This is a genomic window from Bifidobacterium sp. LH_419 (assembly GCF_056356955.1).
Genome location: NZ_JBKEVG010000010.1, coordinates 51,525 through 75,510, shown reverse-complemented (window position 1 = coordinate 75,510; position 23,986 = coordinate 51,525). Strand labels below are relative to the sequence as shown.

Annotated in this window: 35 protein-coding genes and 4 tRNA genes; 35 read left to right on the top strand and 4 right to left on the bottom strand. The window is 64.7% G+C overall.

From position 1 onward, the window contains the following. The first annotated feature begins 94 nt into the window (after positions 1-94). The 4 genes from AC1AYX_RS07590 (at position 95) to AC1AYX_RS07575 (ending at position 547) form a co-directional block, all read left to right on the top strand. Positions 95-167: transfer RNA gene (locus AC1AYX_RS07590), tRNA-Gly, on the top strand. A 37-nt stretch (positions 168-204) separates the two neighbouring features. Then, positions 205-276: transfer RNA gene (locus AC1AYX_RS07585), tRNA-Val, on the top strand. Positions 277-317: 41 nt separating this feature from the next. Next, positions 318-390, top strand: a tRNA-Ala gene (locus AC1AYX_RS07580). A gap of 81 nt (positions 391-471) precedes the next feature. Continuing rightward, a tRNA-Val gene (locus AC1AYX_RS07575) sits at positions 472-547 on the top strand. 49 nt (positions 548-596) lie between these two features. Here AC1AYX_RS07575 and AC1AYX_RS07570 read toward each other — a convergent pair. From AC1AYX_RS07570 to budA, 3 genes are all read right to left on the bottom strand, one after another. Next, positions 597-1,991 (bottom strand): esterase/lipase family protein, encoded by a 1,395-nt coding sequence (locus tag AC1AYX_RS07570; protein ID WP_476502914.1) that lies wholly within the window; start codon positions 1,989-1,991, stop codon positions 597-599. Between the two features lie 301 nt (positions 1,992-2,292). Beyond that, complete coding sequence (locus tag AC1AYX_RS07565; protein ID WP_476502913.1) at positions 2,293-3,816, bottom strand: amino acid permease; 1,524 nt, start codon at positions 3,814-3,816, stop codon at positions 2,293-2,295. A 146-nt stretch (positions 3,817-3,962) separates the two neighbouring features. After that, on the bottom strand, positions 3,963-4,730 hold the full coding sequence (gene budA / locus AC1AYX_RS07560) for an acetolactate decarboxylase (protein WP_476502912.1): 768 nt from the start codon (positions 4,728-4,730) through the stop codon (positions 3,963-3,965). Positions 4,731-4,928: 198 nt separating this feature from the next. Here budA and AC1AYX_RS07555 point away from each other — a divergent pair, with 198 nt between their 5' ends. From AC1AYX_RS07555 to rplQ, 31 genes are all read left to right on the top strand, one after another. Then, positions 4,929-6,476: an MDR family MFS transporter gene (locus AC1AYX_RS07555; protein ID WP_476502911.1), complete on the top strand. Its 1,548-nt coding sequence runs from the start codon at positions 4,929-4,931 to the stop codon at positions 6,474-6,476. Positions 6,477-6,503: 27 nt separating this feature from the next. Further along, positions 6,504-7,376, top strand: coding sequence for a YwiC-like family protein (locus AC1AYX_RS07550; protein WP_476502910.1), 873 nt, complete (start codon positions 6,504-6,506; stop codon positions 7,374-7,376). 264 nt (positions 7,377-7,640) lie between these two features. After that, positions 7,641-7,949 carry a 30S ribosomal protein S10 gene (gene rpsJ / locus AC1AYX_RS07545; protein ID WP_003827292.1) on the top strand — a complete coding sequence of 103 codons (309 nt, stop codon included), beginning with the start codon at positions 7,641-7,643 and terminating at the stop codon, positions 7,947-7,949. A 17-nt stretch (positions 7,950-7,966) separates the two neighbouring features. Then, entirely contained in the window at positions 7,967-8,617 is a 651-nt protein-coding gene (rplC, locus tag AC1AYX_RS07540) for a 50S ribosomal protein L3 (protein WP_034527320.1), read from the top strand. 6 nt (positions 8,618-8,623) lie between these two features. Continuing rightward, positions 8,624-9,280, top strand: coding sequence for a 50S ribosomal protein L4 (rplD, locus tag AC1AYX_RS07535; protein ID WP_476502909.1), 657 nt, complete (start codon positions 8,624-8,626; stop codon positions 9,278-9,280). 5 nt (positions 9,281-9,285) lie between these two features. Continuing rightward, positions 9,286-9,582 carry a 50S ribosomal protein L23 gene (gene rplW / locus AC1AYX_RS07530; RefSeq protein WP_476502908.1) on the top strand — a complete coding sequence of 99 codons (297 nt, stop codon included), beginning with the start codon at positions 9,286-9,288 and terminating at the stop codon, positions 9,580-9,582. Positions 9,583-9,618: 36 nt separating this feature from the next. Further along, positions 9,619-10,449, top strand: coding sequence for a 50S ribosomal protein L2 (rplB, locus tag AC1AYX_RS07525; protein WP_034527305.1), 831 nt, complete (start codon positions 9,619-9,621; stop codon positions 10,447-10,449). A gap of 15 nt (positions 10,450-10,464) precedes the next feature. Continuing rightward, the gene (gene rpsS / locus AC1AYX_RS07520) at positions 10,465-10,743 is read left to right on the top strand and encodes a 30S ribosomal protein S19 (protein ID WP_003814508.1); all 279 of its coding nucleotides are present in this window, start codon (positions 10,465-10,467) and stop codon (positions 10,741-10,743) included. A 15-nt stretch (positions 10,744-10,758) separates the two neighbouring features. Then, positions 10,759-11,118, top strand: coding sequence for a 50S ribosomal protein L22 (gene rplV, locus AC1AYX_RS07515; protein WP_101622003.1), 360 nt, complete (start codon positions 10,759-10,761; stop codon positions 11,116-11,118). A gap of 2 nt (positions 11,119-11,120) precedes the next feature. Then, positions 11,121-11,921, top strand: a complete 801-nt coding sequence (gene rpsC, locus AC1AYX_RS07510) for a 30S ribosomal protein S3 (RefSeq protein ID WP_034527300.1) — start codon at positions 11,121-11,123, stop codon at positions 11,919-11,921. Positions 11,922-11,927: 6 nt separating this feature from the next. After that, positions 11,928-12,347 carry a 50S ribosomal protein L16 gene (gene rplP, locus AC1AYX_RS07505; RefSeq protein WP_055428030.1) on the top strand — a complete coding sequence of 140 codons (420 nt, stop codon included), beginning with the start codon at positions 11,928-11,930 and terminating at the stop codon, positions 12,345-12,347. Between the two features lies 1 nt (position 12,348). Continuing rightward, positions 12,349-12,600, top strand: a complete 252-nt coding sequence (gene rpmC, locus AC1AYX_RS07500; RefSeq protein ID WP_055428029.1) for a 50S ribosomal protein L29 — start codon at positions 12,349-12,351, stop codon at positions 12,598-12,600. A gap of 2 nt (positions 12,601-12,602) precedes the next feature. After that, positions 12,603-12,872 (top strand): 30S ribosomal protein S17, encoded by a 270-nt coding sequence (rpsQ, locus tag AC1AYX_RS07495; protein ID WP_034527291.1) that lies wholly within the window; start codon positions 12,603-12,605, stop codon positions 12,870-12,872. Between the two features lie 113 nt (positions 12,873-12,985). After that, positions 12,986-13,354, top strand: coding sequence for a 50S ribosomal protein L14 (gene rplN, locus AC1AYX_RS07490; protein WP_034527288.1), 369 nt, complete (start codon positions 12,986-12,988; stop codon positions 13,352-13,354). Position 13,355: 1 nt separating this feature from the next. After that, positions 13,356-13,691, top strand: coding sequence for a 50S ribosomal protein L24 (rplX, locus tag AC1AYX_RS07485; protein WP_034527286.1), 336 nt, complete (start codon positions 13,356-13,358; stop codon positions 13,689-13,691). Then, positions 13,688-14,263: a 50S ribosomal protein L5 gene (rplE, locus tag AC1AYX_RS07480; protein ID WP_476502907.1), complete on the top strand. Its 576-nt coding sequence runs from the start codon at positions 13,688-13,690 to the stop codon at positions 14,261-14,263. Before rplX ends, rplE begins: the two co-directional genes overlap by 4 nt. A 1-nt stretch (position 14,264) precedes the next feature. Beyond that, positions 14,265-14,450: a type Z 30S ribosomal protein S14 gene (locus AC1AYX_RS07475; protein ID WP_003814530.1), complete on the top strand. Its 186-nt coding sequence runs from the start codon at positions 14,265-14,267 to the stop codon at positions 14,448-14,450. A gap of 91 nt (positions 14,451-14,541) precedes the next feature. Further along, entirely contained in the window at positions 14,542-14,940 is a 399-nt protein-coding gene (gene rpsH, locus AC1AYX_RS07470; protein WP_034527281.1) for a 30S ribosomal protein S8, read from the top strand. Between the two features lie 17 nt (positions 14,941-14,957). After that, the gene (gene rplF, locus AC1AYX_RS07465) at positions 14,958-15,497 is read left to right on the top strand and encodes a 50S ribosomal protein L6 (RefSeq protein ID WP_476502906.1); all 540 of its coding nucleotides are present in this window, start codon (positions 14,958-14,960) and stop codon (positions 15,495-15,497) included. A gap of 1 nt (position 15,498) precedes the next feature. Beyond that, on the top strand, positions 15,499-15,870 hold the full coding sequence (gene rplR / locus AC1AYX_RS07460; RefSeq protein ID WP_034527275.1) for a 50S ribosomal protein L18: 372 nt from the start codon (positions 15,499-15,501) through the stop codon (positions 15,868-15,870). Then, entirely contained in the window at positions 15,867-16,619 is a 753-nt protein-coding gene (rpsE, locus tag AC1AYX_RS07455) for a 30S ribosomal protein S5 (protein ID WP_084686093.1), read from the top strand. Before rplR ends, rpsE begins: the two co-directional genes overlap by 4 nt. A 3-nt stretch (positions 16,620-16,622) precedes the next feature. Then, positions 16,623-16,805, top strand: a complete 183-nt coding sequence (rpmD, locus tag AC1AYX_RS07450; RefSeq protein WP_476502905.1) for a 50S ribosomal protein L30 — start codon at positions 16,623-16,625, stop codon at positions 16,803-16,805. A gap of 2 nt (positions 16,806-16,807) precedes the next feature. Beyond that, positions 16,808-17,257, top strand: coding sequence for a 50S ribosomal protein L15 (rplO, locus tag AC1AYX_RS07445; RefSeq protein WP_476502904.1), 450 nt, complete (start codon positions 16,808-16,810; stop codon positions 17,255-17,257). A 258-nt stretch (positions 17,258-17,515) separates the two neighbouring features. Continuing rightward, positions 17,516-18,850, top strand: coding sequence for a preprotein translocase subunit SecY (gene secY / locus AC1AYX_RS07440; RefSeq protein WP_476502903.1), 1,335 nt, complete (start codon positions 17,516-17,518; stop codon positions 18,848-18,850). Between the two features lie 24 nt (positions 18,851-18,874). Further along, complete coding sequence (locus tag AC1AYX_RS07435) at positions 18,875-19,441, top strand: adenylate kinase (protein WP_476502902.1); 567 nt, start codon at positions 18,875-18,877, stop codon at positions 19,439-19,441. Between the two features lie 157 nt (positions 19,442-19,598). Then, positions 19,599-19,817, top strand: coding sequence for a translation initiation factor IF-1 (infA, locus tag AC1AYX_RS07430; RefSeq protein ID WP_004268611.1), 219 nt, complete (start codon positions 19,599-19,601; stop codon positions 19,815-19,817). Positions 19,818-19,837: 20 nt separating this feature from the next. Continuing rightward, a complete protein-coding gene (gene rpmJ, locus AC1AYX_RS07425) occupies positions 19,838-19,951 on the top strand; it encodes a 50S ribosomal protein L36 (protein WP_003814578.1) in 114 nt (37 codons plus the stop codon). A 149-nt stretch (positions 19,952-20,100) separates the two neighbouring features. Further along, on the top strand, positions 20,101-20,478 hold the full coding sequence (gene rpsM, locus AC1AYX_RS07420; RefSeq protein ID WP_034527264.1) for a 30S ribosomal protein S13: 378 nt from the start codon (positions 20,101-20,103) through the stop codon (positions 20,476-20,478). A gap of 90 nt (positions 20,479-20,568) precedes the next feature. Further along, positions 20,569-20,970 carry a 30S ribosomal protein S11 gene (rpsK, locus tag AC1AYX_RS07415; protein WP_034527262.1) on the top strand — a complete coding sequence of 134 codons (402 nt, stop codon included), beginning with the start codon at positions 20,569-20,571 and terminating at the stop codon, positions 20,968-20,970. A 79-nt stretch (positions 20,971-21,049) separates the two neighbouring features. Further along, positions 21,050-22,048: a DNA-directed RNA polymerase subunit alpha gene (locus AC1AYX_RS07410; protein WP_476502901.1), complete on the top strand. Its 999-nt coding sequence runs from the start codon at positions 21,050-21,052 to the stop codon at positions 22,046-22,048. A 90-nt stretch (positions 22,049-22,138) separates the two neighbouring features. After that, positions 22,139-22,642: a 50S ribosomal protein L17 gene (gene rplQ, locus AC1AYX_RS07405; protein ID WP_101622008.1), complete on the top strand. Its 504-nt coding sequence runs from the start codon at positions 22,139-22,141 to the stop codon at positions 22,640-22,642. 353 nt (positions 22,643-22,995) lie between these two features. Here the strand turns inward: rplQ and AC1AYX_RS07400 are convergent, their stop codons facing one another. Next, positions 22,996-23,937, bottom strand: a complete 942-nt coding sequence (locus AC1AYX_RS07400) for a tRNA pseudouridine synthase A (RefSeq protein WP_476502942.1) — start codon at positions 23,935-23,937, stop codon at positions 22,996-22,998. Positions 23,938-23,986 lie beyond the last annotated feature (49 nt).

The window sequence follows — 23,986 nt, the reverse complement described above, 5'->3', positions numbered from 1 at the left end:
CGCGCGCGACACGCCGATGGGGCGTCTCGATTTGCATGATGGTGGAAACTCGCGTAAGTTATTCACTCGTTGCTTCACGGAGCAGCAAACAACTGCGGACATAGCTTAGTTGGTAAAGCGCAACCTTGCCAAGGTTGAGACCGCGGGTTCGAGTCCCGTTGTCCGCTCTCGGAAGGCCGAAGCGATTCGGTCTGAAGATGACCCGGGCGGTTGGCGCAGAGGTAGCGCACTTCCCTGACACGGAAGGGGTCACAAGTTCGAATCTTGTATCGCCCACGAACGTGTCTGCTTCGGCAGACGCGTGCATAACAAAACACGGGGCTATGGCGCAGCTGGTAGCGCATCTCCATGGCATGGAGAGGGTCAGGGGTTCGAATCCCCTTAGCTCCACTCGAAGAAGGAACCGGCGTCCGCCGGTTTTTTCGTCGAAACGCCGGTTTCGCTCGGACGAGCGGCATCGACGCGCGATATGGGCGATTGGCGCAGCGGCTAGCGCACTTCGTTCACACCGAAGGGGTCGTAGGTTCGATTCCTACATCGCCCACCACCAAGGCCACCGCCACAAGCGGTGGCCTTTTGCGTATTCGCGTCGCCTCTCATAGCCCGCGGCGCTTCAGATCGGCGACCAATCCCACGTAGAACTCGCGTACGTCGAAGCCGGGGATGTTCTCGCGGTTCAGGTCGATCATGTCCGCATGGGAGATACCGCGCACGCCGTTCGGCTCCAGCCAGGTGAAGCTCTCGCCCCACGGGAACGACGGCCGTGCGACCAGCCCGTCGTTCGGCCCGTCGAACCATTTCACCAGCGGGTACGTGAAGTTCAACGGGAACTTGCCGGTCGTCGCATGCGCGAGCCGCGATCCGACGCTGCGGCACAGGATGCCCGCGAACGGACCGAGCCCCGGCATACCCGCCGTGCGTCCCGCCGCGGCCGGCACCGCGAGACCAGCCGTACTGCCAGGCATCGGCACCGTTACCGTGCCGGCCGCACCACCCGCCGCCGCACGTGCTCCCTCCTCCAGCAACGCCGCATCGCCGATCTCCGCGTTGAGCCGCGCGCACCCCGCCTGCGTGAGGTCGTGCACCGCAGCCATGAAGTCGGGCCGCTTGTCGCCCAGATGCGAGGCGGCCGCGTTGTACGCCGCCTCGACGCGCCGCTGCACCGCCATCGGGATGTTCGTCAGCAGGTAGTCCGCGAACCCGCAGCCGCGATGCGGCGTGTTGATCGTCGTCAGCGACGCCACCCACCGACCGGCGCCGCACCGCGCGATCGCGTAGCGCATGTCCAATCCGCCCTTCGAATGGGCGATCACGTTCGCCTTCCCGCATCCGGTCGTTTCGACGATCCTCCGGATGCGTTCGGTCAGTTCGCGCGCGCTGTCCGCCACGGACGCCGCCGACTGGTGCTCGCCGTAGTACACGACCGCGCCGTTGCGCTCCAGCTCCGCCGGCACACGACCCCAATAGTTGAGCGCCTTCGTATCGCGGAAGAAGACGCCGTGCACGAACAGGACCGGGTAGCGGGTCGCGCACACGCGTGCGTCGGCGCGCGCCCGGTCCAGCCGCTCCTTCGCCGATTCGAAGCGCACCTCCTCCGCCACGGTGCGGATGATATGGTGCAACGCGATGAGATTCGCGATCGGGATCCAGCCGCACAGGACGCCGATCACGCGGATCTTCAACCCCAGTTGCACCGACGTGAGATACACGGTGACGATGCCGATCCAGAAGACCACCGATTCGACCACCACGACGCCGCCCAACGCGGCGAGCCACGTCGTCCAGCCGTCGGGAACCCAAGGGGCCGGCCATGAGGCCGTCAACATCGTCACAAGAGACGCCGCCAACGCGATGCCGGCGACCAGCGTCGTCCACCAGAACACGCGCAGCATGGCCACGCCGAACGCGCAGGCGGCGATCCGCCCGCTTTTCACCGGGGCGGCCGCCGTCGCGGTCGCCGGAGCACCTGGAACCTTCGCAGAGCCGTTCACGCTTTCACTATACGGCCCCTGTACGGCAAACGGAGGGTCATATCGCTTTGGAGGGGTACCGCCTCTCCTGAGCCGACACTTATCTGCGTTGCGAGGGGTGCCTGCAACGCGATATTCCCGGTTGCCGGCATGCAATGGCGCGGCCCATACCCGGAATATCCGTGGAAAGGTACCCCTCACAAGCCAGATACGCGTCCCACGGAACCGGAATGTACCCCTTCCAACGCAGAAGCCGTCGCAATCGCGACGGCTTCCAGGGCCGCGGCCCGTTATCCGCGGTTATCCGCGGTTATCCACGGCTTTACGGCAGCTGCACCTCGGCCGCCGGATGCTTGTCGCGCCACCACTTCTGCACGAAGTACGCGGCATAGCACACGACGATGAACAGCAGCTCGGCCACGAGCGCGAACCGCTGCTCCTTGTCGAAGAACACGAGCAGGAACGAGGCGGTGCACAGGATGAACGCGCCCCACGAGGTCCACGGGTATCCGGGCGTCGCGTACTTGAGCTCCGCGGCCGTATGTCCGGAGGCGACCCAGCGGCGGCGGAACACGATCTGGCAGTACGCGATCGCGATCCACACCACCACGGCCGACAGGCCGGACAGGGCCACGAGCACGAGGTACACGGTGGAGGCCGCCACCACCGAGGAGAGCAGTGCGAGCAGGCCGCCGGCCATCGCCGCGCACAGGGCCAGCATCGGCACGCCGCGGCGGTTCGTCTTCGCGAACCAGCGCGGGATCATGCCCTCGTGGCCCATCGACCACACCATGCGCGTCGAGGCGTACAGGCCGGAGTTCGAGGCGGAGAGCACGGCCGTGAGCACGACGAAGTTCATGATGTCCGCCGCGTACGGGATGCCCACCGAGTTGAGCACGAGCACGAACGGGCTTTCGCCCACGCCCGCCTGACGCCACGGAATCAGCGCGCTCATCACCACGATCGAGCCGATGAAGAACAGGACCAGGCGCCACAGCGTCGTGTGGATCGCCTTCGGCACCGCCTTCTCCGGGTCGCGCGTCTCGCCGGCGGTCACGCCGATCAGCTCGGTGCCGGAGAACGCGAAGTTCACGGTGAGGATCGTCGCGAACACGGGCATGAAGCCGTTCGGGAAGACGCCGTCCTTGAACAGGTTGTCGAACATCGGCGCGTGCGTGTACCCCTTCATCGGGATGATGCCGAAGATCGTGAGCGTGCCGATCAGGATGAACGCGCAGATCGCGAACACCTTGATCGAGGCGAACCAGAACTCCGCCTCGGCGAAGAACCGCACGGATAGGGCGTTCAGCGTGAAGATCAGCGCGATGCACGCCGCCGACCATATCCATGTGGGCGTGTGCGGGAACCACCGCTGCATGAGCAGGCCGGCCGCCGTGAACTCGGAGCCGAGCGCCACCGTCCACGTGAGCCAGTACTGGATGGCGATCACGAAGCCGGTGCCCGGTCCGATGAACTTCTCCGCGTACACGTGGAACGAGCCGGTCACCGGCATCGCTACGGACAGTTCGCCGAGCGTGAGCATCACCAGGTACACGATGACCGCGCCGATCGCGTAGGCGAGAATCGTGCCGATCGGTCCCGCCTGCTGGATCGTGTAGCCGGAGCTCAGGAACAGACCGGTGCCGATCACGCCGCCCAGCGAGATCATCTGCAGATGCCGCGCCTCCATGCCGCGCTTGAGGTTCGTGTGCAGTGCGTGCCTCGTATGCTTCTCGGTGCCGGTGGTCGGGTCGTCCGGCGGGGTGGTGGCCGGTGCGTCGGTCGCCGTCGCCGTCATGGCGTCGGCGCGCGCTTCCGCCGTCGTTCCGGCTTCGTTGTCGCTCATCTCTCTCGTCCTCTGTCTCGCGGTTGCGGTCGAATCGCAGACAGTATACGCTAGGCCGGTCACGAGCGGGACGCCGGTTCCGGCGCGACGTTCCGCCGGCGCGCGTGCCGCGACGCCGCGGGCGCGCACGCGCCGGCCGGTCTGGTTCAGTCCGCCTTCACGTCGCCTTCCGCGTTGGTGATCGCCTCGGCGATGTTGTCGCGGGTGAAGTCGTGATTGCGGTAGTCAGGATTGTCGACGGGCAGGTGCGTGACCATCGTGTCGAACACCTGGCTCAGGATTTCGCCGCGTTCGAGCACCGCGTCGAGCACGTGGCCTCCGATCGAATGGTCGTCGGCGAGGAAATGCTCGTGGAATCCGGCGACGGCCGCGCCGTGGAACATGACGGGGGAGAAGTAGCCGAGCATCGTGCCGCGCACGTCGTGGCCGAGGAAGATCGCCTGCCGGTCCGCGACCTCCTCGAGCGTCGGGTACGGTGCCTGCTGTTTGATGACGGCGCGCGTCTTGATGAAGCTGAACGTGCCGCGCACGATGACGGCGAAGAACGTGTTCGCGCGTCCGTTCGCCTCGACGATGCGCCGGTTGAGCTCCTCCAGGCCGATGTCGCTGCGTTCGCACTGGTACTGGAACGCGGCCCGGTGCATGTTCGCGAACGGCAGCGTCAGATCGTCGGGCACGGCCTCCACCTCGCCGGTGCGGCCCACCTTCCACGCGCGCCCGTCGAGCACGATGATCTCGCCGTCGAGCCCTTCGCCGGTGCCGATGCCCGTGTCGCCGTGGGTGAGCAGTTCGCCCATCGTCGTGGTGCCTTCCAGCAGCCCTGGCACGAGCAATGCGAGCGTGCCGTGCTGGTAGAGCACGTTCGCGCGGTGATCGTGGATCGGTTCGATCGATTTGCCCTTCAGTTCGCTCACGATTCCGTAATATAAATGACCGCCTCCGGCGAGGCAAGGAAGATGTCGCGGATTCCCGCATCCGCCGCCGTGACCTCGCTCACAGCGTGATTGCGTGTGGATTGGGCACGGCTGGGTATAGCGTATTCGCGTGCTTTCGGGGAGCCGCATCGTGGTCGACGGCGGCCGAATCCCCTCGGGAATCGCACGGGAAGAAGTATGCGGCATATGGTGACGAAGCTGGGATCGAAGCGCACGCTCACGCGTGAGGAATCATACGTTGACGGGCATCTGACGCACACGGCGTTCGTCTCGCTCGCCATCCTCACGTTCATCACGTTCGTCGGCAACTTCACGCAGCTCCAGCTGTCCGCCGCGTTGCCGTCGATCGTCGACGAATTCCGCATCAATGTGACCACCGGACAGTGGCTCACGTCCGTGTTCCAGCTTGTGATGGGCGTGATGGTGCCGCTCACCGCGTTCCTCACGCGCCGCTTCTCCACGCGCCAGATCGTCATCACGTCGATGATCGTGTTCACGCTCGGTTCCGTGTGCGCGTGGCTCGCGCCCACGTTCCTCGTCCTGCTCGCCGGCCGCGTGCTGCAGGCCGTCGGCACCGGCGTGATGTGGCCGGTCCTGCAGATCACCGTGTTCTCGATATTCCCGCTGTCGCGCCGCGGCGCCGCGATGGGCACCGTGGGCATCGCGATGAGCGTCGCCCCCGCCATCGGCCCGACGCTCGGCGGCCTGCAGACCGACGCGAACGGATGGCGTTCCATCTTCCTCACGCTCACGGTGATCGGTGCGCTCTCGCTCGTCGCCGCCGTGCTGTGGCTGCATGATTTCGGCGAGAACGACGCGACCGCGCGGGCCGACTTCTTCTCCGTCGCCCTGTCCGTGTTCGGTTTCGGTGGACTGATGTTCGGATTCACGAACATCGAGAACTATCCGTTCACGCATCCGATGGTGTGGGCGTCGATGCTCGTCGGCGTGGTCGGCATCATCTGGTTCGTCGCGCGTCAGGTGCGCCGTTCGCGCCGTTACCGTGAGGGCGTCGTGCGCGGGGAGAGGCCCGAGCCGGCGCTGCTCGACCTGGGCGTGCTGAGGAACCACTCGTTCACCGTAGGCACGATCACCGCGTCGCTCGCGTTCTTCGCGTTCAGTTCGATTCTGGTGATCATGCCGCTCTACATCCAGAACGACCGTGGCTACTCCGCGACGATGAGCGGCCTCATCATGCTGCCCGGCGCGATCGGCCAGTGCATCTCCCAGCTGTTCGGCGGCAAGGCGCTCGACCGCTTCGGCGCGCGGCCCGTCGCCCTGTTCGGCGCGATCATGCTCACCGTCGGCACGATCGGCATGAGCCTCATCTCGTCCGACACGTGGATCTGGTGGGTGTCGATCTGCCAGTTCGTGCGTCAGATCGGCATGGGGTCGCTGCTGATGCCGATCACCACGTGGTCGCTCAACTGCCTCGAGCCCTCCGGTATCTCCGCCGGCTCGGCCGTGACGAACACGGCCCGTCAGGTGGCGGGCGCGATGGGCGCGCCGATCCTCGTGATCCTGATGGAGACGTTCACCGCCATGTACCATGCGGGCGGCATGTCCGCGACGCTCGCGAACATCGCCGGCATCCAGTGGGCGCTGCGCATCTCCGCCACGCTGTGCTTCGTCATGGTGTTGCTCGTCGCCTTCGGCGTGCGCGGCAACGGCGCGGGCTCCGCCCACGAGGCCGCCGCCCGCGCGATGCGCCGCCTGCGCCGGTAGCGCCGTTAGCGCCGTTAGACTGGGCGTATGAGTGATGTGCCCAAGCCGGTGAAGGCCCCTGTGAAATCTCCCGTCGGCTCTCCCGCAAAGTCCCGCGCCACGGGCGTGCGGGACTGGATTCCCGACCAGCCGGGAGCGTGGGTGATGGCGCTTGCGCCCGCGGCGGCCGGGCTTGTCGCAGGAGGTCCGACCCGGGATTCCGTGTGGCTGGTGGTGCTGTGGGCGCTGTGCTACTGCGTGCAGTTCGTCGCGGCGCGGTGGCTCAAATCCCAGTTCGCGCGGCGGTACCGGATGCCCGTGGCGGGGTATGGGGCGGCGCTGGCCGTGTTCGGGATTCCATTCATCATCGTCAATCCGGGCATACTGCGCTGGGCTCCCTTATATATGGTGCTGGCCGCGCTCTCGTTCCTCGCCGCATGGTTCAGGCGCGAACGCAGCCTGTGGGGCAACGCGGTGGCCGTGCTCGCCTCGTCGCTGATGGCCACGGTCGTCGCCTCGTATGGGGCGCATAATCCGTTGCATGCGATGATGCCGTCCACGGCGGTGATGATGTCGGCCGTGTTCGCGGTGACGCAGTTCGGTTCGGTGCTGTTCGTCAAGACGATGATCCGCGAGCGGGGGAGCCGCGCGTACCTCGTCGCATCGATCGCATGGCATGCGGCACTGTTCGCGGGCGTGACCTGGTGGGTGTGGTCCGCGGCGGCAGGACTCGGACCCGGCGCGTGGATGCGCGCGCGGTTCCTGTGGGCGCAGCTCGCCGCGGTCTGGCTGCTGGCGCGCGCGGTCACGCTGCCGTGGATCGGTTCGCGCCGACGGGTGAAGCCGGTCGTCGCCGGCATGGTCGAGATGGTCTCCACCCTGCTGGTCTTCGTCGCCGTGCTGGCGGTGACGACGGCATGAGCCTGCCTTATACGGTGACGGCGTGTCGCGGGGGCGCGCTCGTCCAAGGCCGGTGATTAGATACTCAAGTTGCCTGATTTGGGCTCGCACATTGGAAATAACAAAGCGAGCACGGGCCGGCGGATCGCAGTGCGATTCGTGGTGCCGTGCACTGATGTCGGATGACCGCCAGAGGACGTATGTCCAAGGGAGGCCATGCGCGCCGGTGCCCTGAAGAAGCAGGCTGGAAACCAGTACACGAATCGCTAGAAAGGGCGGACGGCAATGGCGGGACAGAAAATCCGCATCAGGCTTAAGTCCTATGACCACGAGGTCATCGACCAATCGGCGAAGAAGATCGTCGAAACGGTGACGAACGCGGGCGCAACTGTTGTTGGCCCCGTTCCGCTGCCGACCGAGAAGAACGTTTTCTGTGTTATCCGTTCTCCTCATAAGTACAAGGATTCTCGCGAGCACTTCGAGATGCGCACGCACAAGCGCCTCATCGACATCGTGGACCCGACCCCGAAGGCCGTGGATTCCCTGATGCACATCGATCTGCCTGCGGACGTCAACATCGAGATCAAGCTGTAAGGGAGGAGGGAACCGCTATGTCGCAACATAAGGATCGCAAGGCGCTGCTGGGCAAGAAGCTCGGCATGTCGCAGGTGTGGGACGAGAACGGCTTCTTCGTGCCCGTCACGCTGGTGGACGTCTCCACCAACGTCGTCACCGCCATCAAGACCCCGGAGACCGACGGCTACACCGCCGTCCAGCTCGGCTACGGCCAGATCGACCCGACGAAGGTCACCAAGCCGCTCGCCGGCCACTTCGCCAAGGCCGGTGTGACCCCGCGCCGTCACCTCGTCGAGGTGCGCGAGGACAACGCCACCGAGTACGAGGTGGGCCAGGAGCTCAACGCCGACGTCTTCGCCGAGGGCGCTGAGGTCGACGTGACCGGCACCACCAAGGGCAAGGGCTTCGCCGGCACCATCAAGCGTTGGGGCTTCAAGTCCTACCGCCGTACCCACGGCTCCCACAAGAACGAGCGTCGCCCCGGTTCCGTCGGCGCGTGCGCGACTCCGAGCCGCATTCTCAAGGGCAAGCGCATGGCTGGCCGCATGGGTCATGTGACCTCCACCGTGCAGAACCTGACCGTCGTCTCCGCGGATGTCGAGAACGGCATCCTCGCCATCAAGGGCGCCATCCCGGGCCCGAAGGGCGGCATCGTTCTCGTTCGCTCCGCCGTGAAGGGAGCCTGATAAGCCATGGCTAACGTTACTCTGAACGTCACCGACCCGCAGGGCCAGGCCGCCGGCACCGTCGAGGCCCCGGCCGACCTCTTCGGCTTCTCCGCCGAAGAGGTCCAGTCCCGCATCCCGCTGATTCACCAGGTCGTCATCGCGCAGCTCGCCGCCCGTCGTGCCGGCACCCACGCGACCAAGACCCGCGCCAACGTCTCCGGCGGCGGCAAGAAGCCGTGGAAGCAGAAGGGCACCGGTCGTGCCCGCCAGGGCTCCATCCGCGCCCCGCAGTGGTACCACGGCGGCGTCGTGTTCGGCCCGCAGCCGCGTGACTACTCCCAGCGCACCCCCAAGAAGATGAAGGCCGCCGCCCTCAAGTACGTGCTCTCCGACCGCGCCAACGCCGGTCGCGTGGCCGTCGTCGACTTCGGCGTCTCCGAGAAGCCGTCCACCAAGGCCGCCATCGCCGCCCTGAACCCGGTCATCGGTGAGAAGTTCGCCACCATCGCGCTGACCCGTGACCAGGTCAACGAGTGGCTCTCCGTGCGCAACCTTCCGTATGTCCACCCGATCTTCGTCGATCAGCTCAACACGTACGACGTGGTGACCGCGCAGTACGTCGTCTTCACCAAGGAGGCCCTCGAGGCCTTCGTGGCGGCGAAGACCAAGAAGGAGGCCTGATTTCCATGGTCGCTATTCACAAGCCGGCTCACGACATCATCATCAAGCCCGTCGTGTCCGAGAAGAGCTACGCCGCCTCCGATCGTGGCCAGTACACCTTCGTGGTGGCCCCGAACGCGAACAAGGTGCAGATCAAGCAGGCTATCGAACAGATCTTCAATGTCAAGGTGACGAAGGTCAACACCCTCAACCGTGAGGGCAAGCGCACTCGCGCCCGCCTCGGCTTCGGTCGTCGCGTTTCCCAGAAGCGTGCGATCGTGTCCGTCGCCGAGGGCCAGACCATCGACATCTTCGGTAACTGAAGGTTAGCCGAGAAAAGTTAAAGGAAGAACTACATTATGGCTATCCGCGTTTACAAGCCGACGAGCGCCGGCCGCCGCAACGCCTCCGTCTCGGACTTCTCCGAGATCACGCGTTCCACGCCTGAGAAGTCGCTCGTTCGTCCGCTCTCCAAGACCGGCGGTCGTAACTCCTACGGCCGTATCACGTCCCGCCACCGTGGCGGCGGCCACAAGCGCCAGTACCGTCTCATCGACTTCCGTCGCTGGGACAAGGACGGCGTGCCGGCCAAGGTCGCTCACATCGAGTACGACCCGAACCGCTCCGCCCGCATCGCCCTCCTGCACTACGCCGACGGCGAGAAGCGCTACATCATCGCGCCGAAGGGCATCAAGCAGGGCGACGTCATCGAGACCGGCGCCCAGGCCGACATCAAGCCGGGCAACAACCTGCCGCTGAAGAACATCCCGACCGGTACGGTCATCCACGCCATCGAGCTCAAGCCGCTCGGCGGCGCCAAGATCGCCCGTTCCGCCGGCACCTCGGTCCAGCTCGTCGCGAAGGACGGCGCCTACGCCCAGCTGCGTATGCCGTCCGGCGAGATCCGCAACGTCGACGCCCGCTGCCGCGCGACCGTCGGCGAGGTCGGCAACGAGGACCACGCGAACGTCCAGCTCGGCAAGGCCGGCCGCGCCCGTTGGATGGGCAAGCGCCCGATCACCCGTGGTGAGTCCATGAACCCGGTCGACCACCCGCACGGCGGTCGTACCCGCGGCGGCAAGCCGCCGGTCTCCCCGTGGGGCAAGGGCGAGGTTCGTACCCGTCGTCCGAAGAAGGCTTCGAACAAGATGATTGTCCGTCGCCGTCCGTCCGGCAAGAACCGCAAGTAAGGAAGATTCGAAGCGATGACTCGTAGCATCAAGAAGGGCCCCTTCGTCGACGCCCACTTGCAGAAGAAGGTCGACGAGCAGAACGAGAAGGGTACCAAGAACGTCATCAAGACGTGGTCCCGCCGTTCGATGATCACCCCCGATTTCATCGGACACACGTTCGCTGTCCACGATGGTCGCAAGCACGTCCCGGTGTTCGTCACCGAGGCCATGGTCGGCCACAAGCTGGGTGAGTTCGCCCCCACGAAGACCTTCAAGGGTCACGTGAAGGACGACAAGAAGGCCCGCCGCTAAAGGAGAGAATGACTTATGGAAGCTAAAGCAATCGCCCGTCACGTCCGCGTGACGCCGCGCAAGGCTCGCCGCATGGTCGACCTCATCCGAGGCAAGCAGGCGACCGAAGCCCTCACCATCCTCAAGTTCGCTCCGCAGGACGCGTCCATCCCGGTTCGCAAGGTCCTCGAGAGCGCCATCGCCAACGCGCGCGTCAAGGCCGACAAGGCCGGCGAGCCGTTCCGTGAGAACGACCTGGTCGTCAAGGCGACCTACGTGGACGAGGGCGTGACGCTCAAGCGTTTCCGTGCTCGTGCCCAGGGCCGTGCCGCTCGTATCAACAAGCGCACCTCCCACATCACGGTCGTCGTCGCCAACAAGGAAGGAAACCGCTAAAGATGGGTCAGAAGATCAATCCCTTTGGCTACCGCCTGGGCGTCACTGAAAACCACCGCTCCAAGTGGTTCTCCGATTCCAACAAGGCCGGCGAGCGCTACAGCGACTTCGTCCTTGAGGATGACAAGATCCGCAAGGAGATGAACAAGGACCTCGAGCGCGCCGGCGTGAGCAAGATCGTCATCGAGCGCACCCGCGACCGCGTCCGCGTCGACATCCACACCGCCCGTCCGGGCATCGTGATCGGCCGCCGCGGCGCCGAGGCCGAGAAGGTCCGCGCCAAGCTCGAGAAGCTGACCGGCAAGCAGGTCCAGCTCAACATCTTCGAGGTCAAGAACGCCGCGCTGGACGCCCAGCTCGTCGCTCAGGGCATCGCGGAGCAGCTGACCAACCGCGTCACCTTCCGCCGCGCGATGCGCAAGGCCCAGCAGGACGCCATGCGCGCCGGTGCCAAGGGTATCCGCATCAAGCTCTCCGGCCGTCTCGGCGGTGCCGAAATGAGCCGTTCCGAGTTCTACCGCGAGGGTCGCGTCCCGCTGCAGACCCTCCGCGCCCTGATCGACTACGGCTTCTTCGAGGCCAAGACGACCTACGGCCGCATCGGCGTCAAGGTCTGGATCTACAAGGGCGACATGACCGAACGTGAGTTCGAAGAGCAGCAGGCCCAGCAGAACAACCGTCCCGGCCGTCGCGGCGATCGCCGTCCGCGCCGTGGCAACCGCAACGCCGGTGCCGCCCGCAACGCCGAGGCCCCCAAGGCCGAGGCCGCCGCGGCCCCCGCTGCCACGGAAACGAAGGAGTGAGCAAGAATGCTTATCCCAAAGAGGACCAAGTACCGCAAGCAGCACCGTCCCGTCCGCTCCGGCATGTCCAAGGGCGGCAACGAGATCAACTTCGGTGATTACGGCATCCAGGCGCTGGCCCCGGCTTACGTGACCAACCGCCAGATCGAGGCCGCGCGTATCGCCATGACCCGCTACATCAAGCGTGGTGGCCGCGTGTGGATCACGATCTTCCCGGATCGTCCGCTGACCAAGCACCCGCTCGGCGCCCGAATGGGTTCCGGTAAGGGTACTCCGGAGTTCTGGATCGCCAACATCCACCCTGGTCGCGTGATGTTCGAGATCGGTGGTGTCTCCGAGGACGTCGCCAAGGAAGCCCTGCGTCGTGCCATCGACAAGCTCCCCATGAAGTGCCGTGTGATTGCTCGTGAAGGCGGTGACATCTGATATGGCAGTCGGAACCGAAGAATACTCCATCAAGAATCTCAACGAGAAGACCAACGCGGAGATCGAGGGCTTCCTGAAGAAGTCCAAGGAAGAGCTGTTCAACCTGCGCTTCCAGTCCGCCACCGGTCAGCTCGAGAACACGGCCCGCCTCAAGGCCGTCAAGCACGACATCGCCCGCATGTACACCGTGCTGCGCGAGCGCGAGCTTGGCATCACCTCCGAGCCGGCCGACGAAACCGCTAAGGAGCAGTGATCATGGCTGAAGAGCAGCAGGAGCGCAACTTCCGCAAGGTTCGCCGCGGCTACGTCGTGTCCGATAAGATGGACAAGACGATCACCGTGGAGCTGGAGAACCGCAAGACCCACCCGCTGTACGGCAAGGTCGTCCGCACCACCAAGAAGGTCAAGGCCCATGACGAACACAACGAGGCGCACATTGGCGACCTCGTGAGTATCATGGAGACTCGTCCTCTGAGCAAGACCAAGCGTTGGCGTCTCGAGTCGATCATCGAGCGCGCCAAGTAAAAAAATAAGTTCGGCAAGGCTCGCCGTCCACCGGGCGCGGTTAGATAGATGTTCTGTGCGTCTATCCACCGCGCCCGGTGTGCGGGGAGAACCAGCTCGGCTAAGGAGAATCAATGATTCAGCAGGAAACGCGGCTTCATGTCGCCGACAACACGGGTGCCAAGGAAATCCTTGCCATCCGCGTGCTCGGTGGCTCGAAGCGACGCTATGCCGGCCTGGGCGACGTCATCGTCGCCTCGGTCAAGGACGCGATCCCTGGCGGATCGGTCAAGAAGGGTGACGTGGTCAAGGCCGTCGTCGTCCGTACCGTCAAGGAGCACCGTCGTGTCGACGGCTCCTACATCAAGTTCGATGAGAACGCCGCGGTGATTCTCGGCTCCGGCCGTGAACCGAAGGGCACTCGTATCTTCGGACCGATCGCCCGTGAGCTTCGCGACAAGAAGTTCATGCGCATCGTGTCCCTCGCCCCGGAGGTGATCTGACATGGTAGCCAAGATCAAGAGCGGCGACCAGGTGAAGGTCATCCGCGGCAAGGATCGCGGCAAGGAGGGCAAGGTCCTTCGCGTGCTGCCGAACGACCGTCTGATCGTCGAGGGCGTTCAGATCGTCAAGAAGCACGTCCGCGCCACCCAGCAGGGCCAGCAGGCCGGCATCGTCTCCGTCGAGGCTCCGATCCATCGCTCCAACGTGATGGTCATCGACCCGGAGACCGGCAAGCCGACCCGCGTCGGCGTCATCGTGAAGGAAGAGGCGCGTGACGGCAAGGTGAAGACCGTGCGCGTGCGCGTCGCCAAGAAGTCCGGAAAGGAGCTGGCATGACCGACACCACTACCGTCGAAGCGCCGGCCACCCCGCGCTTGAAGGTGCAGTACAACGAGCATATCGTGCCTGAGCTCGAGAAGGAGTTCAAGTACTCCAACCCGATGCAGGTCGCTCGCGTCCAGAAGGTCGTCGTCTCCATGGGTGTCGGTGCCGCCGCTCGCGACTCCAAGCTCATCGAGGGCGCCGTCAAGGACCTCACCCTGATCACCGGCCAGAAGCCGAAGATTACCAAGGCCAAGAAGTCCGTCGCGCAGTTCCACCTGCGTGAGGGCCAGGCCATCGGTGCGTACGTCACCCTGCGTGGCGACCGCATGTGGGAGTTCCTCGATCGTCTGCTGACGATGGCCCTGCCGCGCATCCGCGACTTCCGTGGCATCAACGGCCACCAGTTCGACGGCCAGGGCAACTACAACTTCGGTCTCACCGAGCAGTCCATGTTCCACGAGATCGATCCGGATTCCATCGACCACCAGCGTGGCATGGACATCACCGTGGTGACCAGCACCAAGGACGACAAGGAAGCCTACGCGCTGCTCAAGCACCTCGGCTTCCCCTTCAAGGAGAACTGATATGGCAAAAACCGCTCTTAAGAACAAGGCGGCCGGCAAGCCGAAGTTCAAGGTGCGCGCCTACACGCGTTGCCAGGTCTGCGGTCGTCCCCATTCCGTGTACCGCAAGTTCGGCCTGTGCCGCATCTGCCTTCGCGAGAAGGCCCACCGCGGCGAGCTGCCCGGCGTTACGAAGTCCAGTTGGTAAACATCGACGCTGAAGGTCCGCGGCTGTAGCTCTCCTGGAGCCCCAGGGGAGCCGGCGGCGGAAACCACGGCGAGAAAGGGCATAAGCCCACATGACAATGACAGATCCGATCGCAGACATGCTCACGCGTCTGCGTAACGCGAGCGCGGCGAAGCACGAGACCGTGGATATGCCGTACTCCAAGTTCAAGAAGAACATCGCGGAGATCCTGAAGCGCGAAGGCTTCATCAAGGACTACACCGCCAAGGAAGCCAAGGTCGGTCAGACCCTTGAGGTCACCCTCAAGTACGGTCCGAACGGCGAGCGTTCCATCCAGGGCATCAAGCGCATCTCCAAGCCGGGCCTGCGTCGCTACGCGAAGTCCGACTCCCTGCCGATGCCGCTCGGTGGCCTCGGCATCGCGATCATCTCGACTTCGTCGGGACTGCTGACCCAGAAGGAATGCCTCGATCGAGGCATCGGTGGCGAGATCGTCGCCTACGTGTGGTGAGAAAGGAGAGCTGACACATGGCATCGCATATTGGTAAGCTCCCCATCGCCATCCCCGCTGGCGTTGAGGTCAAGATCGACGGTCAGAACTTCGAGGCCAAGGGCGCGAAGGGCACCGATTCCTACATCCTGCCGGAAGGCATCACCGCGGCCGTCGAGGGCAACGAGATCATCGTCACCCCGGCCGACGACCTGCGTCCGACCCGTGCCAAGCACGGTCTGGCCCGCTCCATCATGGCCGGCATGGTCAAGGGCGTGCACGACGGCTACTCCAAGACCCTGGAGATCGTCGGCACCGGTTACCGCGCCGTCGCCAAGGGCAAGGGCATCGAGTTCTTCCTCGGCTACTCCCACACGATCACCGTCAACCCGCCGGAAGGCATCACGCTCAAGGTGACCGACGCGACGCACGTCGTCGTCGAGGGCACCGACAAGCAGATGGTCGGTCAGGTGGCCGCCAACATCCGCAAGCTGCGCGCTCCGGAACCCTACAAGGGCAAGGGCATCAAGTATGCCGGCGAGCATATTCTGCGCAAGGCTGGAAAGGCTGGTAAGTGATATGAGCGTCACTATTTTCGGCAAGGGCAAGAAGGCCGCGCTCAAGCGTCGTCACGCCCGCATCCGCAAGCGTATCTCCGGCACCGCCGAGCGTCCGCGCCTGGTGGTCACCCGTTCCAACCGCCACATGGTCGCGCAGGTCGTGGACGATACCAAGGGCATCACCCTGGTCTCCGCCTCCACGCTGACCGCTGACTTCGCCGGCTTCGAGGGCACCAAGGTCGAGGCCGCCAAGAAGGTCGGCGAGCTCATCGCCGAGAAGGCCAAGGCCGCCGGCATCGAGTCCGTCGTCTTCGACCGTGGTGGTCACAAGTACACCGGCCGTGTCGCCGCCGTCGCCGATGGCGCCCGTGAGGGAGGTCTGGCACTGTGAGCGAAGAAATGAAGGAAACCCAAGTGGCTGAAGAAACTCAGAACACTCAGGCTGCCCCGGCTGACGAGAACAACGCCAACGCCAACGACGAGCGTCGTGGCGGCCGCCGTGGCGGTCGTCGCGGCGAGGGCCGTCGCGGTGAGCGTCGCAACCGTCGCGAAGAGAACAAGGGTGATGAGCTCCTCGATCGCGTCGTGACCATCAACCGCGTGTCCAAGACCCACAAGGGTGGCCGTACGTTCAGCTTCGCCGCCCTCGTGGTGGTCGGCGACGGCAACGGCACCGTGGGTGTCGGCTACGGCAAGTCCCGTGAGGTCCCGGCGGCCATCGCCAAGGGCCAGCTGGATGCCAAGAAGCACATGTTCACCGTGCCGCGCGTCCGCGGCACCGTCACCCACCCGGTGATCGGTCACGACGCCGCGGGCACCGTCCTGCTGCGTCCGGCCGCCCCCGGTACCGGCGTTATCGCCGGTGGCCCGGTGCGCGCCGTCATGGAGTGCGCCGGCATCACCGACGTGCTGACCAAGTCCATGGGCTCCCCGACCGCGATCAACATGGTCCGTGCGACCGTCGCCGCCCTCAAGCAGCTTGAGGAGCCGGAGGAGATCGCCGCCCGTCGTGGTCTCGCCCTGAACGAGGTCGCCCCCGATGCCCTGCTGCGCGCCCGCGCCGCCGGCATCGCCGAGGCCCGCAAGGCCCGTGAAGAGGCTCAGGCCGCCAAGGCCGCCGAAGCGAAGGATGGTGAGTGATAGATGGCTAACCTGAAGATCACGCTCCACCACGGTCTCGTGAACCGCACGCCGAAGCAGCGTGCCGCCGCGCAGACCCTGGGTCTGAACAAGATCGGCAAGACCGTTGTCCGTCCGGACATCCCGGCCAACCGCGGTCTGGTGAACGTCGTTCGCCACCTGGTCACCGTCGAGGAGGTCGACTGATTATGGCAGACAACGAAATCCTGCAGATGCACGATCTGAAGCCGGCTCCGGGCGCCAACAAGGCGAAGACCCGCGTCGGCCGCGGTGAGGGCTCCAAGGGCAAGACCGCGGGTCGCGGCGCCAAGGGCCAGACCAAGCGCACCAACGTGCGTCCTGGCTTCGAAGGTGGCCAGCTCCCGCTGTACATGCGCCTGCCGAAGCTCCGTGGCTTCAAGAACCCGTTCAAGGTCGAGTTCCAGGTCATCAACATCGCGCGTCTCGTCGAGCTCTTCCCGGAGGGCGGCGAGGTGTCCGTCGAGAACCTGGTCGCCAAGGGCGCCGTTCGCGGCAACGCCCCGGTGAAGGTCCTGGGCGACGGCGACGTCTCCGTCGCGTTCACGCTCAAGGGCGTGAAGGCCTCCGTTTCCGCCAAGGCCAAGATCGAGGCCGCCGGCGGCAGCATCGAAGCCTGATTCGCCTTCGCGGATCACTCACTTCGGTGAGATAACTTCACGAACATGACCCTCTCGCCCCTCGTGAGCGAGGGGGTCATGTCGTTTCCGACGACTTCTACCCGCGTCGGGGTCCGTGATTTTCCCCGTGTTTTTCCCCGCGATTCCGACGCATTGTTAGCGCTAAGTAGGCACGATACGATATGCTCGTGCGTTAGCGTTCAAAACACGAACACATGAGCATAGCTGTAGCGCCTTGGGCGCATGGGAGGATTTCAGGTGAGGACGTTAATTCAGGCCCTGAAGACGAAGGAGCTGAGGAAGAAGATCCTCTTCGTCCTGTTCATCATCATCATCTACCGCATCGGTTCGTTCATCCCGACCCCGGGCGTGGACTACACCGTCGTGCAGAAGTGCGTGGCGCCCCTGCAGGGCAGCCAGGAGAACTTCATCGGACTGGTGAACCTGTTCTCCGGCGGCGCCATGCTGCAGCTGTCGATCTTCGCGCTGGGCGTCATGCCGTACATCACCGCGTCCATCGTCGTGCAGCTGCTGCGCGTCGTCATCCCGCGCTTCGAGGCCCTGCACAAGGAGGGCCAGTCCGGCGAGGCGAAGCTGACGCAGTACACCCGATACCTCACCATCGGTCTGGCCGTGCTGCAGTCCACCACGATCCTCGTCACCGCCCGCTCCGGCGCGCTGTTCAACTACGCCTGCTCCCAGGTCATCCCCGACGGTTCGGTGTGGAACCTCGTGGTGATGGTCCTCATCATGACCGGCGGCACCGGCCTGATCATGTGGATGGCCGAGCTCATCACCGACAAGGGCATCGGCCAGGGCATGTCCGTCCTCATCTTCATGTCCATCTGCTCCGGCTTCCTGCCGCAGCTGTGGGAGATCGGCTGGGGCACCAACGGCACCGACGGCGACTGGACCAAGTTCGGCATCGTCGTGTCCGTCCTCGTCGTCATCCTCATCTTCGTCGACTTCGTCGAGCTGTGCCAGCGCCGCATCCCCGTGCAGTACACGCGCCGCATGATCGGCCGCAAGATGTACGGCGGCTCCTCCACCTACCTGCCGCTCAAGATCAACATGTCCGGCGTCATCCCGCCGATCTTCGCCTCCTCGATCCTCGCCATCCCGACGCTCATCGCGCAGTTCGGCAAGACCGACCAGAGCTGGGTCAAGTGGATCAACGCCAACCTGGCGAACACCACCAGCGTGTGGTACATCGCGCTGTACGCGCTGATGATCGTGTTCTTCTGCTTCTTCTACACGGAGATCACGTTCAACCCGGACGAGACCGCCGACAACATGAAGCAGTACGGCGGCTTCATCCCCGGCATCCGCGCCGGCAACGCGACCAGCCGCTACCTGAGCTACGTGATGAACCGCCTCAACACGGTGGGCGCCGTCTACCTGTTGTTCGTCGCGCTCATCCCGACCGTCCTCATCATGGCCCTCGGCCTCAACACGCAGCTGCCGTTCGGCGGCACGACGATCCTGATCATCGCGGGTGTCGGCCTCGACACCCTGCGCCAGGCCAAGGCCCAGACCGAGCAGTTCCAGTACGCCGGATTCCTGCTCGAAGACATCGACCACAAGGAAAACTGAGCCAACAAGACAAGGAGCAACGACATGCGTCTTCTCATCATGGGCCCGCAGGGCGTCGGCAAGGGCACCCAGGCCGCGCTGCTCGCCGAGCACTACGGCATCCCCGCCATCTCCACCGGCGACATCTTCCGCGCCAACATCAAGGGCAAGACCCCGCTGGGCCTCAAGGTCATCGAGTACACCGACAAGGGCGAACTCGTGCCGGACGAGCTGACCAACTCGATTGTCAAGGACCGCCTCGCCCAGGACGACGCCAAGAACGGCTGGATCCTCGACGGCTACCCGCGCAACGCCTCCCAGGTCGAGGCGCTCGACGCCATCCTCGCCGAGCTCGGCACCCCGCTCGACGCGGTGGTCGCGCTCGATGCCGACCACGACGTGCTCATGCAGCGCATCGCCAAGCGCGCCGAGGAGCAGGGCCGCACCGACGACAATCCGGAGGCCATCGCCAAGCGCCTCGCCACCTACGCGAAGGAGACCGCCCCGCTGCTGGACACCTACAAGTCCCGTGGCCAGCTGGTCGCCATCGACGGCGTCGGCGAGATCGACGAGATCCAGAAGAACATCGTCGCCGCGCTCGACGCCCGCTGAGTGTAGCGGCATAGCGCGCGTATACCACACGACGGAAGAGCCGGACGAAATGACACGCCGAGTGTCGATTTCGTCCGGCTCTTCGCTATCCTAGTAGATTGGTGTGTCTTCGGATACGTCAATGTAATGCAACCAACGAAACGGAAGCCGGGAGCTCATGGCAAAAGACGGTGTGATTGAAGTCGAAGGTCGGGTGGTCGAAGCGCTGCCCAACGCGATGTTCCGCGTTGAACTCGAAAACAAGCACATCGTGCTGGCCACCATCTCCGGCAAGATGCGGAAGAACTACATCCGCATCCTCCCGCAGGACCGCGTCGTGCTCGAGATGAGCCCGTACGATCTCAACCGCGGTCGCATTACGTACCGTTACAAGTAAGGTACAAGCAAAGGATAACCATGAAGGTCAGCCCTAGTGTGAAGAGGATCTGCGAGAACTGCCGCGTGATCCGTCGTCACGGCCGCGTCATGGTGATCTGCACCAACCCCCGCCACAAGCAGCGTCAGGGCTGAGAGCAGATTCTCCAGCGGCACAATTGAAAATCAGGCGCTCACTCACAGTGCTTCCCGCAAGGGAACGACACTGAACCACGGGTACGTAGGCCCGTGCCGGACAGCCGGACGAGTGGGTGCAAGACCTACGTCAACCAGAAGGAATCGCAATGGCACGTCTTGCCGGAGTCGACATCCCCAATGAGAAGCGCATCGAGATCGCCCTCACCTACATCTTCGGTGTGGGCCGTACTCGTGCGAAGGAAACGCTTGCCGCGACCGGTATCAACCCGGACATCCGCGTCAAGGATCTCACCGACGAGCAGCTGATCACGCTGCGTGACTACCTCGAGGCCAACTACAAGATCGAGGGCGATCTGCGTCGTGAAATCGACGCGGACATCCGTCGCAAGATTCAGATCAACTGCTACCAGGGCCAGCGTCACCGCAGGGGACTTCCTGTGCGCGGCCAGCGCACCAAGACCAACGCCCGCACCCGCAAGGGCCCGAAGCGCACGGTCGCCGGAAAGAAGAAGGCCACCAAGTAATAGGTGGCATTGGCACGGGCCACGGGGTGACACCCATCGCCCGAGCCGCAACCCCAAGCAAACAAGTTCGTTACTAGGAAACGAGGGTCAATGGCAGCGCCTAAGCAAGCCGCTCGTAAGCCCGCTCGTCGCCGCGATCGCAAGTCGATCCCGGTGGGCCAGGCTCACATCAAGTCCACTTTCAACAACACGATCATCTCGATCACCGATCCGTCCGGCGCGGTTGTGTCCTGGGCGTCCGGTGGTGACGTCGGCTTCAAGGGCTCCCGTAAGTCCACGCCGTACGCTGCCGGCATGGCCGCCGAGTCCGCCGCCCGCAAGGCGATGGAGCACGGCGTCAAGAAGGTCGATGTGTTCGTGAAGGGCCCGGGTTCCGGTCGTGAGACCGCCATCCGTTCCCTGCAGTCCGCTGGTCTCGAGGTCGGTTCCATCACCGACGTCACCCCGCAAGCGCACAACGGCGTTCGTCCTCCGAAGCGTCGTCGCGTCTGAGCACTACTAGACAATATTCATCCAACCCGCTGTTGGCCCGGTGAGTGCACCACCGGCCAAAAGCTGAAAGGATACCACAGTGCTTATTGCACAGCGTCCGACTCTTACCGAGGAATCGCTGAACCCCCAGCGCTCCCGCTTCACCATCGAGCCGCTCGAGCCGGGCTTCGGCTACACGCTTGGCAACTCGCTGCGCCGCACCCTGCTGAGCTCGATTCCGGGAGCCGCTGTGACTTCGGTGCGTATCTCCGGTGCCCTGCATGAGTTCACCACGCTGCCGGGCGTCCAGGAGGACGTGACTGAGATCCTGCTCAACATCAAGGGCATCGTGCTCACCAGCGAGTACGACGAGCCCGTCGTGATGTACCTGCGCAAGAGCGGCAAGGGCGAGGTCACCGCCGGTGACATCACTCCGCCGGCGGGCGTGACCATCGCGAACCCGACCATGCACATCGCCACCCTCGCGGAGGACGGCGAGCTCGAGATCGAGTTCACCGTCGAGCGTGGCCGTGGCTACGTGCCGGCTGCGATGAACAAGCAGGACAATGACGAAATCGGTCGCATCCCGGTCGATTCCATCTACTCCCCGGTGCTCAAGGTGAGCTACAAGGTCGAGGCGACCCGTGTGGAACAGCGCACGGACTTCGATAAGCTCATCCTGGACGTGGAGACCAAGCCGGCCATCTCCCCGCGCGACGCGGTGGCTTCCGCCGGTTCCACCCTGGTGGAGCTGTTCGGCCTGTGCCGTGAGCTCAACACCCAGGCCGAAGGCGTCGAGGTCGGCCCCGCCCCGGTGGCGGAGGAGTCCAACCCCGAACTCGCCGTGCCGATCGAGGATCTCAACCTCACCCAGCGCAGCTACAACTGCCTGAAGCGCGAGGGTATCCACACCATCGGCGAGCTGGTCTCCCACACTGAGCAGGATCTGCTCGATATCCGCAATTTCGGCATGAAGTCCATCGACGAGGTCAAGGAGAAGCTCCAGTCTCTGGGCATGTCCCTCAAGGCCTCCCCGCTGGGTGGCTTCGATGCCAACAATCTCGAAGGCGGCACCTTCTTCTCGCCTGAAGACGAGTGAGAACCCGTTAGCCGCATTCGACCAACCGTCCGACCGGTTCGGATGTTCGGGCCACTGCCCACCTGAACCGGCCTGACATAAGGAGTTACTATGCCCACACCCAAGAAGGGCCCGCGTCTGGCCTCCAGCCCGGCGCACGAGCGCCTGATGCTCGCGAACATGGCCACCAGCCTGTTCCAGAACGGCCGCATCGTCACCACGCTGCCGAAGGCCAAGCGCCTTCGTCCGCTGGCCGAGCGCCTGATCACCTTCGCCAAGCGCGGTGATCTGCACTCCCGCCGTCGCGTGATGCGCGTCATCCGCAACAAGTCCGTCGTGCACGTGCTGTTCACCCAGATCGCCGAGCAGATGGAGCAGCGTGAGGGTGGCTACACCCGCATCGTGAAGATCGCCCCGCGCAAGGGCGACAACGCGCCCGCCGCCATCATCGAGCTCGTCACCGAGCCGGTGAGCAAGAAGCAGGCCGTCGTGAAGGAAGCCGAAGCCGCCGCCAAGTCCGCCGAGACCGAGGCTCCGGCTGCCGAGGCTCCGGTTGAGGCTCCGGCCGAGACCGCCGCCGAGGCCACCGAGGCTCCGGCCGAGCAGGCCGAGTGAGCCGTTAGCGTCAGCTGACTCGCGATACAAGGGGTCGGGAATCCACCAGGGTTCCCGACCCCTTTCGCATACCCACCCAATTCCCCTTCCTCCTCTTCCATCCCACCTATCCACCCCACCTATCCCACCTATCCACCCCACTCATCACCCACTCAACCTCCCATGGTGCGGTAAAACACCCATGGTGCGGTAGGCGAAAATGGCGGAATTCCGCCGTTGTGGAGAAAGTGTGTTGCCGCACCATGGGAGAGAGGGCGCTATGGGGAGGTGAGTGATGGGATGGTGGGTTGTGGAGGAGTGGGTTGTGAAAAGGTGGGTTGTGGAGAAGTGGGGAAGTGAGTCGCGGGGAAGCGTTACGGCAACGTGCGGACGGCGCGGATCGCTTCGGCGCGGGAGGCGAGTTCGTCGTCGGGCGGGTAGGCGACGTGTTCCAGCGTGAGTCCCTGCGGCGCGATCGGTCCCGTCGATCCCTCGCGCTTCGGCACGGCCATTTTGCCGGCGAACCAGTCCAGATCGCGTTTGCCGATGCCCACCGCGACGCATGCGTTGACGAGCGATCGCACCATGTTGCGCGCGAACGCGTCCGCGACGATCGTGAAGCACACCAGTCCCGACTCCAGCGTCGGCGTCACGTACCCGATCGTCGCGTCGTCGCCGGTACCGTGCGTCGCGACGTCGTCGCGCGCCGGTACCAGCGGGCGCGACGGGACGCGCGTCCACGCGGCGCGCTTCACCTCGCGAATCGTCGTGCCTCCCGGATTCGGCGTCGCGAACGAACCGAAATCATGGAGTCCCAGCGTCATCGCCGCCGCCCGGTTCATCGCGTCCAGGTCGAGCGTGTCGTCGATGTGCAGCACGCAGCCGCGCAGACGCGGGTCCACCTCGCTCGCGCGGTCGGCGATCCGGTACACGTACGTGCGTTCCAGCGCCGAGAACCGTGCGTCGAAGCCGTCCGGCGCGACGGACACGCGATGGATCGCGATGTCCATCGGCAGAAGACGTTGCAGACGATGCTCCAGCGCGGTGGCCGCCGGCACCTTCATGTGCCCGACGGCGCGTTCCAGCGTCGATTCCGCGATGTCGAGATGACAGACCTGATGGCTCGCGTGGACGCCCGTGTCGGTGCGTCCGGCGACGACGAGACGAAGCGGCTCGTCCGGGTCGTGTTCGGGCACGCGCAGCAGCTTGTGCAGCGCCGCCTCGATGGTGCCCTGCACGGTGCGGATGTCCGGTTGCGTGGCCCATCCGTAGAAGCCGCCGCCGTCGTATGCCAGGTCGATGCGCAGTCGTGTCATAGCCAACGAGTATACGGTTCAGCGCCGATGCGGCGGTGATGGTGCGGCG